The following is a 23,364-nucleotide window of genomic DNA, read 5'->3' as shown; positions in this document are numbered from 1 at the left end:
TCACCTCTCCCGCTTGCGGGAGAGGTCGACGCGCTCGCAGAGCGCGGCGGGTGAGGGCTCTATCCTCTTGGGGAGTCTCCCTAGCGGAGGCACCCTCTCCCCCTCCCTCTCCCGCAAGCGGGAGAGGGAGCGCAGCTGCACTCGGAGCTAGAGTGTCGCGAGTCATGAGTGATCAATCCTACTGCGGGTGGATCGCGGTGGGATCGTCGAGATCGACCTCGCTGTCGGCGTCGGCCGCGCCTTTGTTGGTGTCGACGGTGGCGTAGACCGACATGCCGGCGCGGAGCAGGTTCTGCTTCGCCACCGACTTCGGCACGCGGATGCGCACCGGCACGCGCTGCACGATCTTGGTGAAATTGCCGGTGGCATTGTCAGGCGGCAGCAGCGTGAACACCGAGCCTGCGCCCGCCGCGATGCTGTCGACCACGCCCGAGAACTTGCGCATGCCGTAGGCATCGACCTTGATCGTCACCGGCTGGCCGGGACGGATGCGCTTGAGCTGCGTTTCCTTGAAATTGGCGTCGATATAGACATCGTTGAGCGGCACGATGTTGCCGAGGCGCTGGCCGACCGCAACGAAGTCGCCGGCGCTGACCAGGCGATTGGAGAACGTGCCGTCGACCGGCGCGCGCACGGCGGTGAAGCTGAGGTCGCGCTCGGCCTTGGCGAGCGTGGTCTTGAGCTCGGCGAGCTGCGCCTGCGCTTCGGCCTGCTGCGCCTTGGCGACGTCGACATTGCTGACGGCGACGTCGTAGGCGGCCTGCGCAGCCTTGACCGCGGCGGCGCCCTGATCGCGTCCGGCTTCCGAGCTCTCGAACACGGCGCGCGAGGCAAACCCCTTGTTGCTCAGCGCCTGCTGACGCTCATAATCGAGATCGGCGCGCTTGAGGCCCGCCTCAGCCGAGACGAGCTGCGCCTTGGCCTGCGCGACCTGGCTGTCGAGCGCGGCAACCTGGCGGCCGATGCGATCGATCGTGGCCTGCTGGGTCGCGATCTTGGTCGCGGCGGCATCGACCGCGATCTTGTAGTCGCCGTCGTCGATGCGGAAGACGACGTCGCCGGCGCGAACCGGCGTGTTATCGCCGGCGAGTATCGAGGAGATGTGACCGGCGACGCGCGCGCCGAGCATGGTGTTGTTGGCGCGGACATAGGCATCGTCGGTGGAGATGTAGAAGCGACCGACCAGCGTGTAGTAGCCGGCATAGCTCGCGACCGCGAGCGCCAGCAGCAAGCCGACGCCCATCAGGACGAATTTGCGCTTGCCGGATCTGGGCGCGCCGGCAGCGGCGCTATCGGCAGGTACAGCCGGGGCCGCCCTGTCGGGTGCGGGCTTCTCGGCCACCTCGGCGGTGCGGCGCTTGGTTTCCTCGGCCACATGAGCGCGCAATTGCTCGGCCAGGACGGCGGGTTTCTCGGTCGCAGCGTCACCGCCCGTCTGCTCGTCCACCGCTTCCTGGCGAAGAACGCGCGCAGCCTGGTCTCTCGATACGGCCATAAAGGCCTCCCCAAAAAAGCGCGACCAAGGGCAGGCCGTCGTGCGGCCTGTTCCCTCCCGCTCACCTCAAATACCATTGACCGAACCGTTCGGTCAATATACATAATATTCCCGTCCGGGACCCTACGGGCCCGAATCCTTATATTTGCGTTTCATGGTGTCAGACCCGATCCAAAACCTTCCGAGATCCTAAACCAATGGTTGTAGCTGCCAGCGAACATCTGCACGTCCTCCACGAGGAGGACAGCTCCAAGCGCCGCCAGATCCTGGACGGTGCCCGCAAGGTGTTCATGGCGCTCGGTTTCGACGGGGCCAGCATGGGCGAGATCGCGCGCGCCGCGCAGGTCTCAAAGGGCACGCTCTATGTCTACTTCGCCGACAAATGCGCGCTGTTCGAAGCCATCCTCGAAGAGGAGGCGCTCCAGCACGGCCAGGTCGTGTTCAATTTCGATCCCGCGCGCGATGCCGAAACCACGCTGAAGGAGTTCGGCCGGGCCTACATCCATCTGCTCTGCCGCCCCGGCGGCGGATCGGCGATCCGCACCGTGATGGCGATCGCCGAGCGCATGCCCGATGTCGGCCGCCGCTACTATGGGCGGGTGCTGGACAAGACCATCAACCGCCTCTCCGAGTATCTCAGAGCCCATGTCGGCTCCGGTGACCTCGATATCGACGATTGCGATCTTGCTGCCTCGCAATTCATGGAACTCTGCAAGGCTTCACTGTTCCTGCCCTTCGTCTTCCAGGCCGCGCCTGCGCCATCGGAACAACGGATGACCGAGGTGGTCGACAGCGCGACGCGGATGTTCCTGGCGGCGTACCGGAAGTAACGGCAAGCAGGCCGCGCGTTGCGCAGGCCGGCGCCGCGGCCCTATATTGCGGCCATGTCTCGTGATCTTCGCCCGCCGGTCGATATCCTCCATTATGAGATCGTCCAGGAACAGGCCTCGGCGCTTGGACGGATGGGTCGCGCGCTCGAACAGACGCTGACGCGTCTGCGCGAGTTCGACGCCGCCCACGCGCTCTCGGAGACGCCGGCCTCGCTGCAACCGGCGAGGCGCAGGCTGGTCGCGGAAGCCGGCCAGGCGCTCTGGATGTTCGTGGTGCAACGGGAGGCGTCCGGCTTGCGCGACAGCCGCCATATCATGCGGACCTACAACGTCCCCGGCGAGGTGCAGCAGTGCATGGGGCTGGTCCCCGTGCCGTCGAAGCCGGCGTCGAAATGATTTGCTAAGTCGGTCCGGCCCCATCGTAGCCCGCATGGAGCGAAGCAGAATGCGGGGAGACCTGTCCCGGATTGCGCTTCGCTCCATCCGGGCTACAGGGTTCTGCAGGCCTCAATCGTCGGCGTAGTCGTCCTCTTCGCGCTTGTGCGCGGTGCTCTTGCGGCCGAGCGAACCAGTCACGGAAGGATCACGCGCGTTCGCATACGGACTGCGTGACTGCGCACGCGCGGCGACCTCTTCGCCGGAGACGGCGGCGGGCTGGCAGATCAGGCGACGGCTGGCGCGGCGCATCAGGTCGACGTGGATGTGATCGTAGTGATAGACGTTGGAGCCCGGTGCGAGCACCGTGGTGAAATGCGCGCAGGCACCGGACTGCACGTCGCGCAAAAACCCCTGCTCTTCCGGCATGCCGCGCCAGCCGTCCTTCACCGTGACGCGGCGGCCGTCGGCGAGCACGAAGGCGGATATGTCGAGCGCATTGCCGAAGGCGTGCTCGGAGATGTGGGCGCGCGAGTTGCCGTTCATGCCGCGGCAGGAATAGGCTGAGATCTGCTTGATCTCGGCGACGCGGACGCCGAACCAGCGCATGGCCGAGGGCTGCACGGTGTCGGCGAGCCAGCGGTCGAGCTCGGACACGATCGGACAGGCCAGCGTCGCAGTCGGCTTGATCGCAACGGGACCGACGGCGGTGACGGGATTACCCTGCGCCGGGCCAAGACGCGGCAGCGGCTGCTGCGCGGGCGCCTGCGAGTAAGGTGCCGGACCGGCCGGCCGCGCCGGATAGCTCGGCGCATTCATGTAGCGCGCGGCACCCGCCGCATCAGTGCCCTCGGGAGGCAGGTCGATCTCGTCTTCCTGCGGCGCCACGCCGGGCGCGTTCAGCGACATCGGACCGGTTGAGCTGCCATAGCCGGAAGGCTGTTGCACGGCGCTCTCGGGGTAATTCGATCGCTGCGGATAGGAGGAGGCCGGATAATTCTGGCTCTGCGGATAGTTCGATCGCGGCTGCGTCACCGGCCAGCGCGGCTGGTTGCCGATGTTCGCCGGCGGACGCAGTTCCTCGTCGGCAAAGCCGTAGCTGCTGGAGGCTTCGCCGATGGCGGCGACCTTGAGCGGAAATTCGGCGCCGCACTGGCCGGGGCCGGAGATCGGGTCGATGCGGACGATGTCCGCACTCTCCTTGACCGCCCCCGATTTCAGGCACGCCGCTTCCGCCTCGGCCCGCCACGGTTCGCGTTCGGCCTGAAAGAAGCCGCGTCCGCAACCCGCTAGCGAAACAAGGACGATGGAGCCGACGAGATACAAACGAACTCCGCGCGTCATGAACGCACGTTCGGCGAATTTACTTAAAGACTCTTCAACGTGTCGATTTCAGCCTTCTTTAACCATGCCGGCCCGCGCGCGCCGAAATGCCGCCAGGGCTGAGCGACAGCAAGACTGCCTTTTTCGGCAAGAGACTTTCTGTTAACCATAAAGCTCGCGCCCAAGGCGGCGCGACAGCGGGACCGATCTCATGACGTTCGCCGACAGATTGAGCATTATCACCGCGTACCTCGCCATGGCCTTCGTCGGCGCCATCGTGCTCGGCATGATTTAGCGGCTCAAACGTAAGACGGTGTCTCTCTTCCCTTCTCCCCTTGTGGGAGAAGGTGGCGCGAAGCGCCGGATGAGGGGTCTCTATCCTCGCGCGCTTCTGGTGGAGACAGACCCCTCACCCCAGTGAGCCCGCGTCGACCAGCGGAGCTGCCCTCTCCCACAAGGGGCGAGGGCACAACAATGCGCATCTCTCGACGAGCTACGACCGCGTACCCCACTGCTGCGACGTCGTGACCACCTTCTCCTGCCGCTCCTCAACACGCGTCCAGTCGTTGCCGGAGCAGAAGAAGCGGCCGAGCGCACAGGCTTCGACGTGCAGCTTGCCGGAGCTCTTCAGCGTCATCGTCGCGTAATAGGTGTTGCCGCTGGAGCGGCTATAGATGCTGCCGGTCCAGACGTCGTGCGATTTCGGCTTCATGTTGACGAGAACGCTCTCGCCTCGGTTTGAGGCTTCGGTCAGCGCGTAGCCGCACAGTGCCGGTCCGCAGCGTTCGATGCGGACGGTGCCGTTGGCGCCGGCGCTCTCCCATTCGCCGAGCGGCGTATAGCCCTCGTCGTCGCTGCGCTGTGCGAGTGTTGCGGTCTGCTTGATGTCGGGCCTCGGGACGATGACCGGCGGCTCGATGCGCGGCGGATCGAGCGCAACAGTCTTCGGCGGGTCTACGCGCTGCAAATCAACCCGCGGCGGATTGAGGCCCGACGCCTCGAGTTTTGGCGCCGGCGGCAACACAACGGGCTGCGACGTCGTCGCGGCAAGGACGGGAGGCGCTGGTGGCGGCACGACCGCAGTCGCTTGTGCAGGCCGGACCGACGCCGCCGGACAAACCGGCTGCGGTGCCTGGACCATCGGCGCGGGCGCCGGCTGCGAGACCGGTGCTGTGCTGACGGCTTCTGTCGGCCGGAGGCTGCGACTGGACATCGAAACACAGGAAGCAGATCGGCAACTGCGCGGTGCCTCGACATGAAACCGGTGGCCGCCGATCGAAAACGAATAGGAACCGGCCTGGGCGGCGGGCGCAACCGCCATCAAGGCGATCAATGTGCCAAGCGAAGTCGCAAGCCGCTGCATCGACGCCTCCCTCCGTGTCGCGGCGAGGTTACCCGGATGAAGGTTGGCCGAATGTGCGCCGGCTCACGCAAGCCGCCGCAAGCCGGCGTGACGTTCATCACGGAAGATAGGACGGTCCCGGCGTAGGGTCGAACCACGCTCAGTCACCAGCGACATCAGTCCATACCGGGACCAGGCCATTTTCGGAGGTTGTCATGAACAAGCTGGCCATCGCCACCACGGCGCTCTTCCTCGCTTCGACCGCCGCCGCGCATGCCGGCAATTCGATCTCGTTCCAGATCGAAGGCCAGCACATCCGCATCGAGACGCCGCGCAACTGCGCCTCGCTCAATTGCGTGACCATCGTCGCGCCGGGCCTGTCGGACAAGCCGATCAAGCTGAACAACATCAACCTCAAGGGCCTTGGCGGCTCCAACGACGATGACGTCGACACCACGCCGGCTCCGGCGAACACGACTGCACAGCCCGCGCCGACTCCGGTGCAGCAGCAGCCCGTGCCGCAGGCGCCGGTCCAGGCGGCTGCGCCCGCCATTGCCGCCCCCACAGCCCCCGCCGCGAGCGTTGCCGCCGCTCCGTCCGTCGGCGTCGACAATACGCCTGTTACCGCGCCTGCTCCCGTTGCCGCGCCCGCTCCCGTCGCTGCTGCTCCCGCGCCGGCCCCGGCTCCGGCTGCCGCAGCGCCTGTGGCGGCACCGAACTCGCCGATCGGCGTGTGGGCGACCGAAGAGAACAAGGGCAATGTGCGTGTCGAGCAGTGCGGTCCCAATCTCTGTGGTTACGCCGAGAAGACCAACGCGCGTATCCTGATCAACATGAAGCCCGAAGGCTCGAAATGGAGCGGCCGCATCCACGATCCCGACTCCGGCCGCAATTACGACTCGACCATCGCGATGAAGGGCCCGAATGCGATGCGCGTGCAGGGCTGCGCCTTCGGCGGCATGTTCTGTGGCGGTCAGACCTGGAAGCGCGTGAGCTGACGCTGAAGGCGTCACATCGACAGGCAAGCACAAGTCATCGTCATGCCCTGGCTTGTCCCGGGCATCCACGTTCTTCGAACCGCGCGCCAGCACGTGGATGGCCGGGACAAGCCCGGCCATGACGGTGAGGAGATGCCGGAGCCCATAACACTGGCATTGCTCGCGACCTGGTCTTGTGGACACGACGTTCGAGCATTCGCTCCCCCCTGCCACACATGTTCATCCGCCATTCAGCTGTCCCCGGATGAAATCCGCAGCTCTCACCTCGCGTTCTCACCGGGATCTCCTCGTGACTTCATTGGCAGCCTGGCGCCGCTTCGTGTTTGCGCTCGCCCTGCTGGCCTTGCCGCTGGCCGGCGCGGGCGTGGCGTTCGCATCCGATGCAATGGAGCTTGCGCAGGCGCAGCCGCAAGCACAGCCGATACCCGCACCCTCCCCGACGCCGTCGGCCTCACCTAGCCCCGCGACAGACGCGCAGCCCGCCGCCGTCGAGCCGATCGGCAACGTCGCGACCGTGACGGGGATCGCGACCGTGATCCGCGACAAGAACTCGTATCCGCTGCGCGTGCGCGACGACATCTATCTCAACGACGTCGTGCAGACCTCGTCGAACTCCTCGCTCGGCATCACCTTCAACGACGCCACCACGTTCAACCTCTCGGCCAGCGCCAGGATCACCATCGACAATTACGTCTATGAGGACGGCGGCAAGCAGAACGCCGCGATCTTCGACGTCGGCAAGGGCACGGTGGCTTTCGTTGCCGCAGCGGTGGCGAAGACCGGCGACATGAAGATCACGACGCCGACCGCGACGCTCGGCATCCGCGGCACCACCGGCGTCGTCGATGTGCCGGAAGGCGCGGCGGCGAACAGGTCGAGCAATGTCAACATCAAGCTCTATCCCGACGCAGACGGCCGGGTCGGGCACATCGACGTCGACGACCGCACAAGCGGCACGCGGCTCGGCGCGCTGACGCAAGCAGCGAGCGGCTTTGCGATCCGGCCGGGTGCAGGCGGCGCGGGCGGCGTCATGCGCTTTGCCGCGGTGCCGATCACGATTCCGCCGCAGCAGATCGCGCGCGACCGCGGCTTCGTCAGCCAGGTGCATCTGGCGCAGACCACGGGCCGGCAGATCGTCACCGAGCAGCGCGACTTCCGCCGCGCCAATCCCGGTGCGCTCAGCCGCATTCCGCGACCGCTCCAGCCGCAACAGCAGCAATTGCGGCCGACCACGCCGCCAAGCCAGCAGCCGCAGAGGCCGAACGGCCAGCCCGGCCAGAACAACCGTCCGGGTCAGCAGCAACCGGGCACACCGGGCCGGCAAGGCGCGCAGCCACCGCAGCGGCAGGGCCAGGGCGGCGCGGTACAGCCGGGCGGCCAGCGCGCGGGTCAGGGGCAACAGCGACAAGGCGAGCAGCAACAGGGACCGCAACATCAAGGCCAGCAGCAAGGCGCGGGTCGGCCGCCAGGAGCGCCACGCACCGGGCAAGGCATGCAGCCCGGTGGCGTACAGCAGACGCAGCCGCAAGCTCCGCGCACGGGACTGCGGCCCGGTCAGCCAGCACAGCCACCTGCGGCCCAACAGCCCGGCGGCATTCAGCGCCAAGGCGGCTTCCAGCAGCGCCTCCCTGGCGCGCAACGCCCCGCAGCGCCGCGCAAACCGGCGCCGAAGGAGAAGGAGCGGCGGTGACTCTTCCTTCTCCCCTTCGTGTGCGCGAAGCTGCATCGTCAGCGCGGCGGCGGTTCTGAGGAAATCGTGCGAAAGAAGCCCGCTCCGCCGCCTCCCCGTCATTGCGAGGAGCCCTTGCGACGAAGCAATCCAGAGTCCCTCCGCGGAAAGTTTCTGGATTGCTTCGCTGCGCTCGCAATGACGAGTTGGAACGAGCTGGCGTTACCGCAACCACACTAACTCGCAGGTGCCATTTTGCTCAGCACGCGGCACGCGTTCATGCGTCGCCGCGGAGCCATGCCTTCACCTTCTGCAACAAACCATGCCGCAATTCATCGACCGAGGCGGCTTCGGCTGGCGTCAGCGTCTGCAGGGCCGCATCGATACCGTCGGGCACAGGCGGCGTCGGCTCGGGAGCGGCCGCCAGCGCCGCAGTCGCGAGCGCGATCGGACCAACGTGTGTCAGGAACGCGCGCTCATACTCGCGCGAGAGGCGGGCGATCGCATCGTCCAGCGTCAGCCAGTCGACCGCCTTGATGTCATTCATCAGTTTGCGGACCGGCCCACCGTCAGCCTCCATCCGCCAGAAATGCACGACCTTGGAGCGCCCGCCGGACTGATAAACGAGCGTGCCCAGAAATTCGTGTACGGCGACATCGTGGCCGGTCTCCTCCAGCACCTCGCGGTGCGCGGCTTCCTTGGGCGTCTCGCCGTCGTCGAGCTTGCCCTTGGGCAAGACCCATTCATTGCGCTTGCGCTGGCGCACGACTGCAATCAGCGGCGTCGAACCACACCGCAGCACGATACCACCCGCCGCCATCACCGGCGCCCGCGCCATCACCAAATCCGTATCGGTCGAACCGCCCCGCTGACGATATAGGCGGCGGGCGCGGCGGATTGAAGGCTACTTTCTTTTCAGCAGCGCTTGGCCTGCGCGAATGCGTGTGCCCTCCGCGATGCCATCGCAGAACGTGAAATCGCCGGGCGCCAGGATGATGATGGTCGAGCCGTGCTCGAACCAGCCGAGTTCCTCGCCTTTGGTCACGTTGACGTCGCAGGGGAAATTGACCGGCCCGCGGGTCTGCGCGTTCAGCACCATGTTGAGAAAGTGCAGGCGGATGCTCGCGACCAGGATCGCCGCCACCGGCACCAGCGTCACGGCTTCGCCAGTCGACAAATGCGTGCGGATCACCGCGCGCTCGTTCTTGCAGAACAGCCGCTCGACCCGCTTCAAGGCGATCGGGTTGACGTTCCAGACGTCGCCATGGATCAGCGTGACACGCTCGATATGCGCGTCATAGGGCGCGTGGAAACGGTGATACATGCTCGAGGTCAGCCGCAGCGTGACGAAACTTCCGTTGCGGTGCTGGTCGACGAGCGCCGAATCGCCGACGAGGTCAAGCAGCGAATAAGGCGCGCCCTTGACCTGAAACAGCTCGGTGTCGGCGATCCGGCCATGGGCGCCGACAATGCCGTCCGAGGGGCTGGCGACAATGGAAGCGTCCGGATCAAAGGGACGCAGGCCTGGCTTGAGCTCCCGGGTGAAGCAGTCGTGCAAACTCCGAAAGTGGGTTTTGCGCGCCTCCGACAGATCGAGGTCGGAGAACAGCTTCCACAGCGCGATCGAGAAGTCCCGCACCAGCGGGTTCTCGATCTTGGAGAACCAGCCCATGAAGCGGGTCAAGGCCGCACGCGGGATACGGTTGGTCAACAGGAAGTTGAGGTCTTCCTGCTGGGTGAAAGAGGCGATGAGGGCTTTGACTGTCATGAATCTGTCAGCTCGCAGTATTAGCGCTTGTTGTCATGGAAACGACACTCCCGATTCTCTCGATGTCCGTGGCCGCCGCAGCGTCCGCTGCCGCCGCCTTCCCGAAGCTCAAGGCGCGCATCGAGCTCTCCCGCGCCAAGCACCGCTCGCTCGCCGGGCACTCCAAGATGTCGCGCCGGGTGGCGCGGCTGCTCCCGTTCTACGAGTTTAGCGGTGACCGTTATTTCGGCTGCGACGGCGCGCCTGCGAACGTGGTGAAGCAGCGCAAGGACGCCTTCTTCCGCCTCGCCAGGCTTTACGCCGAGCGCTACCCCAAGGGCCGCGCGATGACGAAGGAAGCGGCAGAGACGATCTCCGACCTGAACTTCACCGAGAGCTATCGCGTGCCGTTCCAGTTCTCGCGCCTCGTCCGCGAGCATCTGGGCACCTCGACCTTCATGGAATCCTCGCGCGGCGTCACCGTCACCGATGTCGACGGCAACGCGTCCTACGATCTCACGGGATCCTACGGCGTCAACATCTTCGGCAACGACTTCTACAAGGAGTGCATCGAGGGCGCCGAGAAGCGCGCACACGCGCTCGGACCGGTGCTCGGCCCCTACCATCCCGTCATCCTCGAGAACGTGCAGCGGCTCTGCCAGATCTCCGGCCTCGACGAGGTCTCGTTCCACATGTCCGGCACCGAAGCGGTGATGCAGGCGGTGCGGCTCGCGCGCTACCACACCAAGCGCACGCATCTCGTTCGCTTCGCCGGCGCCTATCATGGCTGGTGGGGCGACGTGCAGCCCGGCGTCGGCAATCCGATTCCTGCGCACGAGACCTACACCCTCGCCGAGATGTCGGAGAAGACGCTGCACGTGCTGCGCACCCGCAAGGACATCGCCTGCGTGCTGGTCAACCCGCTCCAGGGCCTGCATCCGAACGCGAATGCGCCCGGCGATTCCTCCCTGGTCGATTCCTCCCGCGGCGGCAATTTCGATCGTGCGGCCTACACCGAATGGTTGAAGAAGCTGCGCGAGGTCTGCACCGAGCGCGGCATCGCGCTGATCTTCGACGAGGTGTTCGTCGGCTTCCGTCTCGCCGCCGGCGGCGCCCAGGAATATTTCGGCGTGCGCGCCGACCTGGTGACCTATGGCAAGAGTCTCGCCGGCGGTCTGCCGGTCGGCGTGGTCTGCGGCAAACGCGAATTGATGCGCCGCTTCCGTGACGATCGCCCCGCCGACATCTGCTTTGCCCGCGGCACCTTCAACTCGCATCCCTACGTCATGACGGCGATGGACGAGTTCTTGAGCCGTCTCGCCAGCCCCAACTTCCGCGCCATCTACGATGGGCTGGAGGAGACCTGGAACGGCCGCGTCCAGAAGCTCAACCGGATGATGACCGATGCCGGCCTGCCGGTGCGGTTCGCCAACTTCTCCTCGATCTGGACGGTGAAATACACCACGCCGTCCCGCTACAACTGGATGCTGCAATACTACCTGCGTGCCGAGGGCCTGGCGCTGAGCTGGGTCGGCACCGGACGGCTGATCTTCAGCCTCAACTACACCGACGCCGACTTCACCGAGGTCGCCGAGCGCTTCGTCCGCGCGGCGCAGAAGATGAAGGCCGACGGCTTCTGGTGGCACGACGGCGCGCTCACCAACAAGAACATCAAGCGGCAGATCCTGAAAGAGATGCTGGCCAAGCGTTTTGGGCGCTGAGGCCAAGCACCGCTGCCTCGCTCCCTCTACCCGCTCGCGCGGAGAGCGTCGGGGTGAGGGGGAGTCTCCGCGAGCTCGGTGAGAGTTGACGAACACCCCGCTCGCAGCGCCCCCGTGGAGAGCCCCCCTCACCCGGACCGCATCTGCGATGCGCTCCGGCCTCTCCCCGCACGCGGGGAGAGGCGAAGAAGCCCCCAAGACGTGGATGCCCGGGACGAGCCCGGGCATGACGCAACCAATCGACATCTGAGTATTGGATGTGCGCAGCGCGCTCAGGCGTGCTGCTCTTCGAGCGTGGGCTCGCCGATGAGGCCCAGCGTGTGCTCGGGGTTGAGGTGCAGGCCAGGGTCCATCAGCTCGCCGCGCATCAGCGCCAGCGGGGCCTTGTGATAGAGCATCAAATCGTGGAAGGGGTCGGTCAGGATCTTGGTCATCCAGACGAGGCCGGTCTCGATGTCACGGATGAAGAACAGGTGCACGGTGCGGAACAAGAGGCCGCCGCCGCCGACCACGAGCCAGATCTTCGCCACCTGACGCATGAAATCGGTCGCGCTCGCCCAGGGCGTGAACAGGCCGAACAGCGTGGGATCGGCGACCAGCACCAGCGGCGAGAGCGCCCAGATCGCCATCAGCACCACCTTGCGCTGAAGGTTGTAGCCGACCTTGATCTCTTCCTTGTACTCGTGCGTCGCCTGGTTGATGTGGTCGTAATCGTGCGGCTCGAAGAAGAAGTGACCGGCCTGGCGCGAGGTCATCGAGACCAGCCAGCCGACCAGCCCGGAGACCACGGGATCGATGAACAGCCAGACATAGGCAAAGAGGAAGCTCAGCGCGCTGACGAAGTGCAGGCTCTGATTGATGCGGCTGTGATGATAGTAGCGATGGTCGTCCCAGCGCTGGATGCGCAGCTGCTCGAGATAATTCTTGATCATGCTCTTCCCCAAAATGCTTTCGGGTACAGGATTTAAAGGGATTCGATGTACGCCGTGTGACATCATCATTTTGTCATGTGACGATGTGCAGCGGCGCGATGACGCACGCGGACGCGTAAGCTCACGCCGCCTTGGCGACGTCGACCTTGCGGAAGCGCACCAGCGAGAAGTGCCCGAGCGGCGGGATCAGACGGCGCTCGGCGAGCTCGATGCCGTGGGCGCCGGCCAGCCATTTCGCGTAGCGCGACCAGGCGAACTCGGCGGTGCGGAAGCCGAGCGGACGCACCACCGGCTGGAGCTTCTGCTCGATGAAGCGGCGCATGCCGGTATCGGCGCTGACGCGAGTGAGGATGATCAGCTCGCCGCCCGGGCGCAGCACGCGGGCGAATTCGTCGAGCGCCTTTTCCGGATTCGGCACGGCGGTGACGACATATTGCGCCATCACCACGTCGAAGGAATTGTCGGGGAATTCGAGCTTCTCGGCGTCCATCACCGCGAGACCCTCGACGTTCTTCAGCTTCTGCTCCGTCACGCGGCGGCGCGCCTTGTCGAGCATCGCTTCCGAGATGTCGGTGCCGAAGATGCGCAGGTTCGGCGCATAGAGCGGCAGCGAGATGCCGGTACCGACGCCGACCTCGAGCACCCGGCCGCCGATCTTGTTGGTGGCCGCAATCGCGGCCTGCCGGCCCTTGGCGAACACGCCGCCGAACACGAGGTCGTAGACCGGCGCCCAACGGTCATAGGCCTGCTCGACCGTGCCGCGGGTGAGGTCGAGTTGCTGGGTGCCGTCAAGGTTCATGATCTTAGCCATCGATGAGGTTCTCGCTGTGGTTCAAATAAAAGATCAGCCGCGCACCGGCCGCCGCGCCATGCGAGGCGAGGCGCGCAAGACGCGACTGGGCTGAAGTGAGGTGAGATTGCCGACGAACTGGCGCGCGCTGTTCTCCCAGGAGCGCTCCAGCGCGAAGTTGCGGCAGGTCTCGCGCGACATCGTGAGCGCGCGCAGGCACGCGTTGCGCAGATCATGGTCGATCGCGCCGATCGGGTGATCGGCGATGACGTCCTTTGGTCCCGTCACCGGAAACGCCGCAACCGGCGTGCCGCAGGCGAGCGCTTCCAGTTGCACCACGCCGAAAGTGTCGGTCAGGCTCGGAAACACGAAGACGTCGGCCGCGGCGAGATGCGCAGTGAGATCCGCCCCCTTCTTCTCGCCGAGGAAGACGGCGCCGGGGTATTTCTTTTCCAGCGCGGCCTTCTGCGGGCCGTCGCCGACGACGACCTTGGTGCCGGGCAGATCGAGCGAAAGGAAGGCTTCGAGATTCTTCTCCACCGCCACGCGGCCCATCGTCATGAAGATCGGACGCGGCAGGTCGAGAGCTGCCGGGCTGTCGGGATGGAACAGCTCGGTGTTGACGCCGCGCGTCCAGAAGCCCAGGCGCTTGAAGCCGCGTTCGGACAGTTCCTGCCGCAGCGAGGGCGTCGCCACCATGGTCATGGCGGCGGCATCGTGGAAGTGGCGCAGCACGGCATAACCGACACTCGCGGGGATGCCGGTCCGCACCGAGACATATTCGGGAAAGCGCGTCGTATAGGAGGTGGTGAAGGCGAGCCGGTTACGCCGGCAATAGGCCCGCGCGGCCCAGCCGATCGGGCCCTCGGTCGCGATGTGCAGCGCTTCCGGCGCGGCCTTCTCGATCCGCCGCGCGATCTCCTTACCCGTAGGCAGCGCGATGCGCAGGCCTGGATAGGTCGGCAGCGGCCATGACGGAAAGCCGTCCGGGGTCAGAAAGTCGATCTCGACATCGAGAGCCTTGGCCGCGTTCGCCAGCGAGGTCAGCGTCCGCACCACACCGTTGACCTGCGGATGCCAGGCGTCGGTCGCGATTAATACCCGCATGGGAAAATCCCGAGAGTTTGATGATTCTCGGTTTCCGACCATCAACGAAGGATATTTCAGGCGTATGACGTCACAGAAGTGTCGGCCCACTGTTTTGTTCGTTAACGGGTCCACGCAGCCACGAAACTGTCATGAAACAATCCTTGCCGCCGTGAAACCGTTTTCGGTTTTCCGCGCAAATGTCCCGAAACGTTTTGCCGTTAAGTGATCTACCCAACGGAGCACCGGTAGCGGTGCCGCGGTGAGCAAAAACACCGAGCAAACAGGGGCGATCAATGTTCAATCTGGACACGTTCAAGAATTATTCGCGCGCCGTTGCTTTTGGCGCAGTGGCGATCTCCGCATTCGCGTTCGCAGGTGCAGCCAACGCCGCGCCGGTGCAGCTCTTCCCCTTCTTCCAGCCGCTGCCGCCGATGACCGCGCCGCAGCCGCTTCAGCCCTATCAGCCCTACCAGACGACGCCTTATCAGGCCGCGCCGTCCGAGGATCAGGACGCGGTCGAGATGCCGGCCCGCTTCCGCCGCCAAACCGTTTCCTATGCAACGCGCGAGGCGCCGGGCACCATCATCATCGATACGCCCAACACCTATCTTTATTACGTGCTCGGCAACGGCCAGGCGCTGCGCTACGGCATCGGCGTTGGCCGCGACGGCTTCACTTGGTCCGGCATCCAGTCGGTGAGCCGGAAGGCCGAATGGCCGGCCTGGACTCCGCCGGCGGAAATGATCGCCCGCCAGCCCTATCTGCCGCGCCACATGGCCGGCGGCCCCGGCAATCCGTTGGGAGCCCGCGCCATGTATCTCGGCAGCACCATCTATCGCATCCACGGCACCAACGCGCCCGAGACCATCGGCAAGCACGTCTCCTCCGGCTGCATCCGCATGACCAACGACGACGTCACCGACCTCTACGCCCGCGTCAACGTCGGCACCAAGGTGATCGTGCTGCCGATGACGGAGCGGCGAGCGGAACTCGGAGCTGCGACGCGCTGAGCGACAGGACATTGTGACGCAAACGGCCACGGAACCCACCGGGGCCGTTTTCGTTTGCCCTCGACATCCCGAAGCGCGCTTGCTGTGGCGCGATCCCCGATGGAGGCGCAGATGCAAGCACGCCTGCAACGTTCGTCAAGCGCCTGGCTGCGCGCGATCGGCACCGGGGCACTGACGCTGCTCCTGTCACCACCCCTCCTCTCGTTCGCGCAGCAGCCGGCGAGCGACGACGCGGCCCACCAGGCCTTCAACAATTCCTGCCGCACCTGCCACTCCGTGAAAGAGGGCGACAATCGCCTCGGACCCAATCTCAACAAGATCGTCGGACGCAAGGCCGGCTCGCTGCCGAACTACAATTACTCGTCGTCAATGAAGGAAGCCGGCTTCGTCTGGGACCAGGACAAGCTCACCCGCTTCATGGTCAAGCCGGACGAGGTCGTGTCCGGCCACAAGATGCAGCCCTATGGCGGCATCTCGGCGGAGGAAGCGGCCAAGGTGGTTGCCTATCTGCAGGCGGCGGGCGGCTCGCAATAAGAGGCCGGACACACCGCGCCATTTTGGTGTGGCGCATCCTTCGAGACGCTCGCCGTTGGCCGGCTCCTTCAGGATGGCTCGCCCCCGCGCCTTCGCTCCGCAATCAACCTAAACCACGCCGCGGAATGAAACGCGCTCATCAACAGATACATCGGCACCATGCCGGCGAGCACCGATCCCTGTCCGGCGGAGCAGATCATGTCCGCGTGACCGCCGCCGAGCACGGCGGTCAGCAGGGCCATGATCGCGAAGGTCGGCGTGGCCGCCAGCCCCAGCCATCTGGCGAGGTGACGCGCGGCCGCGACGCTGTCGCGGTTGACGCTGGCGGCCGCGCTGACGGGAGAGGTCATTTCCTTTCTCCCGCGGCCTCCTCGCGAAATGCTTTCTCGCCGGCGTCCGAGATCTCGACCCACTTCTTGTCGGGCGCCGCACCTTCCGTGTAGCTGTCGTGCCAATTCCACCATTTGTAGGTCGGCGTCTGCGGATAGCCCTTCGGCGAATCCTCCCAGACCTCCTGCCGGCCGAGCGGCGTGATGTCGAGATAGTTCCAGGTACCGCCCATCTGCTCGTCGCCCCGGCTCTTGACGAAATAGGTGCGGAAGACACGGTCGCCGTCACGGTAGAACACGTTGGTCCCGTGCCATTCGTCGACGCCGAAATCGGCGTCGAAGCTGTCGGTGATGGTGACCCAGGGCATGGTCCAGCCCATCCGCTTCTTCAGCCGTGCGATATCGGCCTGAGGCGCGCGCGAAGCGAAGACGAGGGTGGTGTCGCGGGCGTTGAGATGCGCGACATGGGCGACCTGGTCGGCGACCATGGAGCAACCCCGGCAGGCATGATCGGGCCAGCCGAACACCCCCGGCTCGAAGAAGGCCCGGTAGACGATCAATTGCCGCCGGCCCTGGAATAGGTCGACCAGAATGACCTTGCCGCCGGGGCTCTCGAACGCATAGGTTTTGTCCACTGCCATCCACGGCATACGCCGCCGCTCGGCGGCCAGGGCATCGCGGGCACGGGTATGCGCCTTTTCCTTCACGAGCAGTTGCAGACGAGCTGCCTCCCAGTCCTGCGGCGACACCACCGGCGGTGTTTGCATGGCGGAATGTCCAGTATTCCCTGCGTTTTCAACTGATGTCATCATGGCTCTCCAAACCTCTTGCCTGGGCGGTCATTCCGCGTCGCGTCATGACAGACGCGGAACAGCTCGCCCCTCACCGCACATCGTCGGTCGTAAACTGTTTCTGGCACCGGACGGTTGCGCGGTGGGAGTAACAAGTGTGGCGGGATTTGCATGGAGTCGCTGATCACGGCCGCGGCGCGCGCGCTCGAAGCGGGCGATCCGCTCGGTGCACTGAACCGCGTCGCCTTGCGCAACGACGCGCCGTCGCTGGCGCTGCGCGGCATCGCGATGGCGCAGCTCGGCGATCTCGCCAAGGCCAAGACGCTGCTGCGGAGCGCCGCACGTGCCTTCGGTCCGAGAGAGGCGGTGGCGCGCGCCAGGTGCATCGTGGCCGAGGCCGAGATCGCGCTCGTCTCGCGCGACTTGAATTGGCCGGTGAAGACGCTCGCGGCCGCGCGGGCGACACTCGCAAAGCATGGCGATCTCGGCAATGCCGCCCATGCCGGTCACATCGAGGCCCGTCGCCTTCTTCTGGTCGGGCGCCTCGACGAGGCCGAGCGCACGCTGGCGGAGCTCGGTGCGTCGCCACTCCCGCCTGCATCTCAGGTCGTCCGCGAACTCGTGGTCGCCGGCATCGCAATCCGGCGGCTCAAAACCAAACATGCGCGCGCGGCGCTCGACCGCGCCGCCGACGCGGCGCGGTTAGCCGGGATTCCAGCGCTCACGGCCGAAGTCGAAAGTGCGAACCTCGTCCTCGACACGCCCGCGGCGCGCCTGATCGCGCGCGGCAAGGAGCATCCGCTGTTGCTCGGCCAGGTCGAAGCGCTGGCGGCGTCCCGAGCGCTCGTCGTGGACACCTTTCATCACACCGTTCGCAAGGGAGGGATCGTCGTGTCACTCGGGACCCGGCCGGTGCTGTTCGCGCTCGCCCGCCCCCTGGCACAGGCGTGGCCCGCGGACGTGTCCCGAGAGGCACTGATGACCGCGGCATTTCAGGCGAAGCACGTCGATGAATCGCATCGCGCCCGGCTGCGGGTCGAGATCGGCCGGCTCCGCGCCAAGCTCAAGCCTCTTGCCGATGTGAGCGCGACCAAGCAGGGCTTTGCGCTGACACCGCGCAAGACGCGGCAGGTTCTTGTGCTGGCGCGGCCGGTCGAGGAGAAGCACGCCGCGGTGCTCGCCTTCCTCTCCGACGGCGAGCCCTGGTCGAGCTCGGCGCTCGCGCTGGCGCTTGGAATGAGCGCGCGCACCGTGCAGCGCGCGCTCGAAGAGCTCGCGCGATCGCACAAGGTGCAATCCTTCGGACACGGAAGGGCGCGGCGCTGGATGACCCCGCCCGTCCCGGGTTTCCCGACAGGCTTGTTACTCCCCACGCCGCTCCTGAAGACGTAAGGTGAGGTCACATCACAGGGATCGAGCACATGAAGCGTTCAACCGCCGAGATCATTAGGGAGTATGGGCCTTTCGCGGGCGTCGAAGCCGTGCATGGCGTCACCTATGACGGCACGCATGTCTGGTTCGCATCCGGCGACAAGCTGAACGCGGTCGATCCGGCCGACGGCACGATCGCGCGCTCCATCGATGTCGCCGCGCATGCGGGAACGGCGTTCGACGGCCGGCACCTGTTCCAGATCGCCGAGGATCGCATCCAGAAGATCGACGCCGCCACCGGCAAGGTGCTCAGCACGATCCCTTCACCCGGCGCTGGCGGCGATTCCGGATTGGCCTGGGCCGAAGGCTCGCTCTGGGTCGGGCAATATCGCGAGCGCAAGATCCATCAGGTCGATCCAGAAACGGGAAAGGTCCTCCGCACCATCGAGAGCAAGCGCTTCGTCACCGGCGTGACCTGGGTCGATGGCGAGCTCTGGCATGGCACCTGGGAGAACGAGGAGAGCGACGTGCGGCGGATCGACCCAGATACGGGCAAGGTGCTCGAGCAGCTCGACCTGCCCGCCGGGACGATGGTCTCGGGTTTGGAGTCCGATGGCGGCGATCGCTTCTTCTGCGGCGGCGGTGGTCGCGGCAATGTGAGGGCGGTCCGTCGTCCCCGGCGCAGCTAGCCTCGCGATCACAGTTTGAATGCGCGGCAACGAGGGGTTCGCATCCGTTAACCTGTTCGCCCCAATTCCACCCCATCCTTGCGCTCTAGCGCCCTTCTCGCCTGCCCTATAGACTTCTGCCCGGGGCTGCCTGGGGGATTGATGGGACTGACGCTGAACCTGAAGACTATCCTGATCGCCGTCGTGGTGCTCGCGGCGTCGTTCTTCATCAGCCTGAAGGCGATGGACTTGCTGTCGCCGCAGCCGACCAATTCGGCGCCGCCGGTCGCGCAACTGCCGCCGCTGCCGCCGGTCTCGAAGAGCTCGATCGTGATCGCGCCGGTCGCGATCGCGCTGTCGGCGATCCGCGAGCAGGCCGAGAAGGCCTCGCCGCGCAATTTCGCAGGGAAGGCCGACAATCCGATCTCGCAGATCCTGGAGAACGCCGACATCGGCTGGTCCGCAGCCCGCGGTCCGATGGCGGCAAACGGCGACAAGGACGTGCTGACGCTGTCGACGCCGCTCACCGGCAAGCTCAACGTGACGGGATCGCTGTCCTCGAAAGCCACAGGCGCCCTTGGCGACGCGCTCGGCAGCGTGCTCGGCGGTGATGCGGCGAAACGGATCGGCGCCGTCAACATCAAGAACCTGAATGCCAGCGCCGAGATCAAGGGCAACGTCGTCGTCACCTCTCGCCCGAAGCTCGCGGCCGCCTGGCATCTCGAACCCAATCTCGGCGCCCAGGTCAATCTCGGCGACACCAACCTCTCGGTCGCCGGCGCCAAGGTCAACGTGCCGGCGCAGGTGAAGCCGCTGATCGACAAGAATGTCGGCGAGCAGATCAACGCCGTCTCCGAGCGCATCCGCAACGATCCTTCGCTGCGGGAGAACGCGAAAGCGCAATGGGCCAAGGCGTGCCGCTCGATCCCGCTGCAAGGCTCGAGTTCATCGGCCGCACTGCCGCCGCTCTGGCTCGAGATGAAGCCGGTGCGCGCGATCGCGGCGCAACCGCGGGTCGATGCGCAAGCGGTGACGCTGCTGCTCGGCCTCGAGGCCGAGACACGCGTGACCTCGGCCCCGACCAAGCCGGAGTGTCCGTTTCCCGACAAGATCTCGATCGTGCCGCCGACCGGCACCGGCGTGAACATCGGCGTGCCGATCGACGTGCCCTTCACAGAGATCAACAAGCTGATCGCGGCGCAGATGGTCGGCCATACCTATCCCGAGGACGGCTCCGGCCCGGTCGACGTCACCGTCAAGACCGTCAACGTGATCCCCTCGGGTGACCGCCTGCTGATCTCGCTGCTGGTGCGCGCCAAGGAGAAGAAAAGCTGGTTCGGCCTCGGCGCCGAGGCGACCGTGCACATCTGGGGCCGGCCGATGCTCGACCAGGCGGAGCAGACGCTGCGGCTCGCCGACATCCAGCTCGCGGTTGAGTCCGAGGCCGCGTTCGGCCTGTTAGGCGCCGCGGCGCGCGCCGTGGTGCCGCAGATGCAGCAGGCCCTGCTGCAGAGGGCAACGCTCGACCTGAAGCCGATCGCCGCCAACGCCCGCGAGAAGATCGCCGCCGCGATCGCCGACTACCAGAAGAGCGAGGACGGCCTCAAGGTCGAAGCCAAGATCGACAGCCTGACGCTTGCCGACATCGCCTTCGATTCCAAGACCCTGCGCGTGGTCGCCGAAGCCGGCGGCTCGCTGAACGTGTATGTGACGAAGCTGTCGGGGATGTAGCGCGCCTTCACTCACCGGGTCCGTGCGTGCCTTCGTCGCTTGCACCGCTGGCATTCTCGTCGGAGGATGCTAATCTCGGCACTGTAGGGGACAACGCGAGGACGACATGGAAGCCGGCATGGTCACGCCTGCGCCGGCACTGGTGCACTTTTCCGGCATTCAGAAGACCTACGATGGCGAGCACCTCGTGGTGAAGAACCTCGACCTCGAAATCAGGAAGGGCGAGTTCATCACGCTGCTCGGCCCGTCGGGCTCGGGCAAGACGACCACGCTGATGATGCTGGCTGGCTTCGAGGTTCCCACTCATGGCGAGATCTACCTCGCTGGCCGGCCGATCAAGAACGTGCCGCCACACAGGCGCGACATCGGCATGGTGTTCCAGAACTATGCCTTGTTTCCGCACCTGACGATCGCGGAGAATATCGCCTTCCCGCTATCCGTTCGCAAAATCAACAAGGCGGAAGCGCAGGAGCGCGTGAGGGCGGCGTTGCGCATGATCAAGATGGAAACCCTGGCGCACCGGCGGCCCGGGCAGCTGTCCGGCGGTCAGCAGCAGCGCGTCGCGCTGGCCCGCGCGCTGGTTTTCAACCCGCAACTCGTTCTGATGGACGAGCCCTTGGGCGCCCTGGACAAGCGCCTGCGGGAGCAGATGCAACTGGAGATCAAGCAACTGCACGAGACGATGGGCATCACCGTCGTCTACGTCACCCACGATCAGAGCGAAGCGCTCACCATGTCGGACCGCATCGCCGTGTTCAACGACGGCATCGTGCAGCAGATCGACAAACCCGACGCGCTGTATGAGCATCCGGTGAACAGCTTCGTCGCCCACTTCATCGGCGAGAACAATGTGCTGGCCGGCACCGTCGAAACGGTCGACAAGGACTATTGCCGTGTCGCGCTGGCTGGTGGCGCTGCCGTGACCGCACGGGCGGTCAACGTATCAGGCGCCGGCGCGCCGACTTCCCTGTCGGTGCGGCCGGAGCGGATCGCCATTGTCCTGGATGGCACCTCCAGCGAGGGACCGAACCGCCTGCCGGCCAAGGTGCAGAACACCATCTATCTCGGCGACCACGCGCTTGCCGTGCTCGATGTCGTCGGCAACGGGGAGTTCATGGTCAAGCTTCAGCCGGGGGCGCATGACAGCCTGAGGCATGGCGACAGCGTGTTCATCACCTTCCGCCCCGAGGACTGCCTGGCCCTTGATCCCGTCTGATTCAATCCTGCAGCATGTCTTTGGCGCAAGTGGACCGGCATCGATCAACCTCAACGCAACGCAGATGAAGAAGGAACAAGGACCATGCTAAAGCGCAACATTGGCAAGATTGCACTAGGTTTCGCCGCGGCGTTCACCGCCAGCGCTGCGCTGGTCACGGTCGCGCAGGCGCGTGACCTCACCGTCGTGTCGTGGGGCGGGGCGTATCAGGATGCCCAGAAGAAGGTCTATTTCGAGCCGTTCAAGAAGGCGGCCGGAATGCCGATGAACGACGAGTCCTGGGACGGCGGCGTCGGGGTGCTGCGCGCCAAGGTGCAGGGTGGCGCCGCAACCTGGGACGTCGTCCAGGTCGAGAGCGACGAACTGGCGGTCGGCTGCGAGGAAGGCCTGTTCGAGAAGATGGACTATTCCAAAATCGGCGGCGAGGCCGCCTATATCCCGCCGTCAGTCAATCCCTGCGGCGTCGGCGCCATCCTCTACGATTTCGTTCTCGGCTACGACAAGGACAAGCTGAAGCAGGCCCCGGGCGGCTGGCCCGACTTCTTCGACACCAAGAAGACTCCGGGCAAGCGCGGCCTGCGTCAGGGCCCGAAGACCACGCTGGAGATCGCTCTCATGGCCGACGGCGTCGCCCCGAAGGACGTCTACAAGGTGCTGGCGACCGACGAGGGCATCGATCGCGCCTTCAAGAAGCTGGACACCATCAAGGGCGACATCGTCTGGTGGAAGGCCGGCGCCCAGCCGCCGCAATTGCTCGCTTCCGGCGAGGTGGCGATGACCTCGGTCTACAACGGCCGCATCGACACCGCGAACAAGAACGAGAAGAAGAACTTTGGCATGGTGTGGGATGGAGCGCTATTCACCCTCGACAGTTGGGTCATCCTGAAGGGGAGCCCGAACAAGGACGCGGCCTACAAGTTCCTGGACTTCGTCGGCAAGGCGGAGAACCAGTCCAAGTTGTCGGAGAACATCGCATATGGCACCTCGAACAAGGACGCAGCCGCCCGGCTGCAGCCCGCTGTTCTGAAGGACCTGCCGACAGCGCCTGATAACATCAAGAATGCGGTCGAGATCAACGTTGGCTTCTGGCTCGAGAACATCGACCGCTTGACCGAGCGCTTCAACAAATGGGCAGCAAAATAGCGTGCTGTCGAACCGGCGTGCGGCGCAGGTAGAGGGTGCGTCGCGGACAACGCCCCCGTGACGCATCCTTCGAGACGCCCGCCTACGGCGGGCCCTCAGGATGAGGACGGAGTGTGCGGCAGCAGTGTCACAGCAGGCGCCGATGTCGATGAGCCTCATCCTGAGGAGACCGCGAAGCGGTCGTCTCGAAGGACGAGGCGCTTGCTCAGGCCGATCGACAAAGCCACATGCGATTGCCCGGCCTGAAGCGGCGAAGGATG

At 65.6% G+C, this 23,364-nt stretch carries 22 protein-coding genes; 12 read left to right on the top strand and 10 right to left on the bottom strand.

Annotated features, from left to right (window positions below; genetic code table 11):
- Positions 1–178 precede the first annotated feature (178 nt).
- Positions 179–1,495, bottom strand: coding sequence for an HlyD family efflux transporter periplasmic adaptor subunit (locus ACR9YP_RS14310; RefSeq protein ID WP_438105967.1), 1,317 nt, complete (start codon positions 1,493–1,495; stop codon positions 179–181).
- A 197-nt stretch (positions 1,496–1,692) separates the two neighbouring features.
- Here ACR9YP_RS14310 and ACR9YP_RS14305 point away from each other — a divergent pair, with 197 nt between their 5' ends.
- Positions 1,693–2,325, top strand: coding sequence for a TetR/AcrR family transcriptional regulator (locus ACR9YP_RS14305; protein WP_091879267.1), 633 nt, complete (start codon positions 1,693–1,695; stop codon positions 2,323–2,325).
- 54 nt (positions 2,326–2,379) lie between these two features.
- A complete protein-coding gene (locus ACR9YP_RS14300; RefSeq protein ID WP_438105965.1) occupies positions 2,380–2,721 on the top strand; it encodes a DUF6665 family protein in 342 nt (113 codons plus the stop codon).
- A gap of 111 nt (positions 2,722–2,832) precedes the next feature.
- Here ACR9YP_RS14300 and ACR9YP_RS14295 read toward each other — a convergent pair whose 3' ends face one another.
- Both ACR9YP_RS14295 and ACR9YP_RS14290 read right to left on the bottom strand, forming a co-directional pair.
- A complete protein-coding gene (locus ACR9YP_RS14295; protein WP_438105964.1) occupies positions 2,833–4,044 on the bottom strand; it encodes an extensin-like domain-containing protein in 1,212 nt (403 codons plus the stop codon).
- Between the two features lie 472 nt (positions 4,045–4,516).
- Positions 4,517–5,386: a DUF2147 domain-containing protein gene (locus tag ACR9YP_RS14290; protein WP_474220183.1), complete on the bottom strand. Its 870-nt coding sequence runs from the start codon at positions 5,384–5,386 to the stop codon at positions 4,517–4,519.
- A gap of 194 nt (positions 5,387–5,580) precedes the next feature.
- Here ACR9YP_RS14290 and ACR9YP_RS14285 point away from each other — a divergent pair, with 194 nt between their 5' ends.
- Both ACR9YP_RS14285 and ACR9YP_RS14280 read left to right on the top strand, forming a co-directional pair.
- Positions 5,581–6,363, top strand: a complete 783-nt coding sequence (locus ACR9YP_RS14285; protein WP_474220182.1) for a DUF2147 domain-containing protein — start codon at positions 5,581–5,583, stop codon at positions 6,361–6,363.
- Between the two features lie 244 nt (positions 6,364–6,607).
- Positions 6,608–8,053 (top strand): FecR family protein, encoded by a 1,446-nt coding sequence (locus tag ACR9YP_RS14280; RefSeq protein WP_474220181.1) that lies wholly within the window; start codon positions 6,608–6,610, stop codon positions 8,051–8,053.
- 256 nt (positions 8,054–8,309) lie between these two features.
- On the opposite strand, the gene ACR9YP_RS14275 is transcribed toward ACR9YP_RS14280, so the two are convergent.
- Positions 8,310–8,870: an NUDIX hydrolase gene (locus ACR9YP_RS14275; protein ID WP_474220180.1), complete on the bottom strand. Its 561-nt coding sequence runs from the start codon at positions 8,868–8,870 to the stop codon at positions 8,310–8,312.
- Between the two features lie 66 nt (positions 8,871–8,936).
- Positions 8,937–9,800, bottom strand: coding sequence for an archaetidylserine decarboxylase (gene asd, locus ACR9YP_RS14270; RefSeq protein ID WP_474220179.1), 864 nt, complete (start codon positions 9,798–9,800; stop codon positions 8,937–8,939).
- 35 nt (positions 9,801–9,835) lie between these two features.
- Between asd and ACR9YP_RS14265 the strand changes: the two genes are divergently transcribed.
- Positions 9,836–11,500, top strand: a complete 1,665-nt coding sequence (locus ACR9YP_RS14265) for an aminotransferase class III-fold pyridoxal phosphate-dependent enzyme (RefSeq protein ID WP_438105957.1) — start codon at positions 9,836–9,838, stop codon at positions 11,498–11,500.
- Positions 11,501–11,772: 272 nt separating this feature from the next.
- On the opposite strand, the gene ACR9YP_RS14260 is transcribed toward ACR9YP_RS14265, so the two are convergent.
- The 3 genes from ACR9YP_RS14260 to ACR9YP_RS14250 form a co-directional block, all read right to left on the bottom strand.
- On the bottom strand, positions 11,773–12,432 hold the full coding sequence (locus ACR9YP_RS14260) for a hypothetical protein (protein ID WP_370989295.1): 660 nt from the start codon (positions 12,430–12,432) through the stop codon (positions 11,773–11,775).
- 121 nt (positions 12,433–12,553) lie between these two features.
- Positions 12,554–13,243 (bottom strand): class I SAM-dependent methyltransferase, encoded by a 690-nt coding sequence (locus tag ACR9YP_RS14255; RefSeq protein WP_036003432.1) that lies wholly within the window; start codon positions 13,241–13,243, stop codon positions 12,554–12,556.
- 33 nt (positions 13,244–13,276) lie between these two features.
- A complete protein-coding gene (locus ACR9YP_RS14250; RefSeq protein WP_474220178.1) occupies positions 13,277–14,329 on the bottom strand; it encodes a glycosyltransferase family 4 protein in 1,053 nt (350 codons plus the stop codon).
- Between the two features lie 275 nt (positions 14,330–14,604).
- Here ACR9YP_RS14250 and ACR9YP_RS14245 point away from each other — a divergent pair, with 275 nt between their 5' ends.
- Both ACR9YP_RS14245 and ACR9YP_RS14240 read left to right on the top strand, forming a co-directional pair.
- Positions 14,605–15,321, top strand: a complete 717-nt coding sequence (locus ACR9YP_RS14245) for a L,D-transpeptidase (RefSeq protein ID WP_438105953.1) — start codon at positions 14,605–14,607, stop codon at positions 15,319–15,321.
- Between the two features lie 111 nt (positions 15,322–15,432).
- Complete coding sequence (locus ACR9YP_RS14240) at positions 15,433–15,855, top strand: c-type cytochrome (protein ID WP_370989292.1); 423 nt, start codon at positions 15,433–15,435, stop codon at positions 15,853–15,855.
- 68 nt (positions 15,856–15,923) lie between these two features.
- Here ACR9YP_RS14240 and ACR9YP_RS14235 read toward each other — a convergent pair whose 3' ends face one another.
- On the bottom strand, positions 15,924–16,205 hold the full coding sequence (locus ACR9YP_RS14235) for a hypothetical protein (RefSeq protein WP_438105951.1): 282 nt from the start codon (positions 16,203–16,205) through the stop codon (positions 15,924–15,926).
- A complete protein-coding gene (locus ACR9YP_RS14230) occupies positions 16,202–16,996 on the bottom strand; it encodes a DUF899 domain-containing protein (protein ID WP_438105949.1) in 795 nt (264 codons plus the stop codon). Before ACR9YP_RS14230 ends, ACR9YP_RS14235 begins: the two co-directional genes overlap by 4 nt.
- Positions 16,997–17,146: 150 nt before the next feature.
- On the opposite strand from ACR9YP_RS14230, the gene ACR9YP_RS14225 reads away from it, so the two are divergent.
- The 5 genes from ACR9YP_RS14225 to ACR9YP_RS14205 all read left to right on the top strand — a co-directional run bounded on the left by ACR9YP_RS14225 (position 17,147) and on the right by ACR9YP_RS14205 (position 23,104).
- Complete coding sequence (locus ACR9YP_RS14225) at positions 17,147–18,367, top strand: helix-turn-helix domain-containing protein (protein WP_438105947.1); 1,221 nt, start codon at positions 17,147–17,149, stop codon at positions 18,365–18,367.
- A gap of 29 nt (positions 18,368–18,396) precedes the next feature.
- The gene (locus ACR9YP_RS14220; RefSeq protein WP_438105945.1) at positions 18,397–19,035 is read left to right on the top strand and encodes a Vgb family protein; all 639 of its coding nucleotides are present in this window, start codon (positions 18,397–18,399) and stop codon (positions 19,033–19,035) included.
- A 141-nt stretch (positions 19,036–19,176) separates the two neighbouring features.
- Positions 19,177–20,745: a DUF4403 family protein gene (locus ACR9YP_RS14215; RefSeq protein WP_438105943.1), complete on the top strand. Its 1,569-nt coding sequence runs from the start codon at positions 19,177–19,179 to the stop codon at positions 20,743–20,745.
- Between the two features lie 106 nt (positions 20,746–20,851).
- Positions 20,852–21,961 (top strand): ABC transporter ATP-binding protein, encoded by a 1,110-nt coding sequence (locus ACR9YP_RS14210; RefSeq protein WP_438105942.1) that lies wholly within the window; start codon positions 20,852–20,854, stop codon positions 21,959–21,961.
- Positions 21,962–22,045: 84 nt separating this feature from the next.
- On the top strand, positions 22,046–23,104 hold the full coding sequence (locus tag ACR9YP_RS14205; protein ID WP_438105940.1) for an ABC transporter substrate-binding protein: 1,059 nt from the start codon (positions 22,046–22,048) through the stop codon (positions 23,102–23,104).
- Positions 23,105–23,364: the final 260 nt, after the last annotated feature.

The organism is Bradyrhizobium sp. BR14999 (assembly GCF_056106085.1).
Note: the sequence above shows the minus strand (reverse complement) of the source record. Positions and strands in the feature narration are given on the sequence as shown.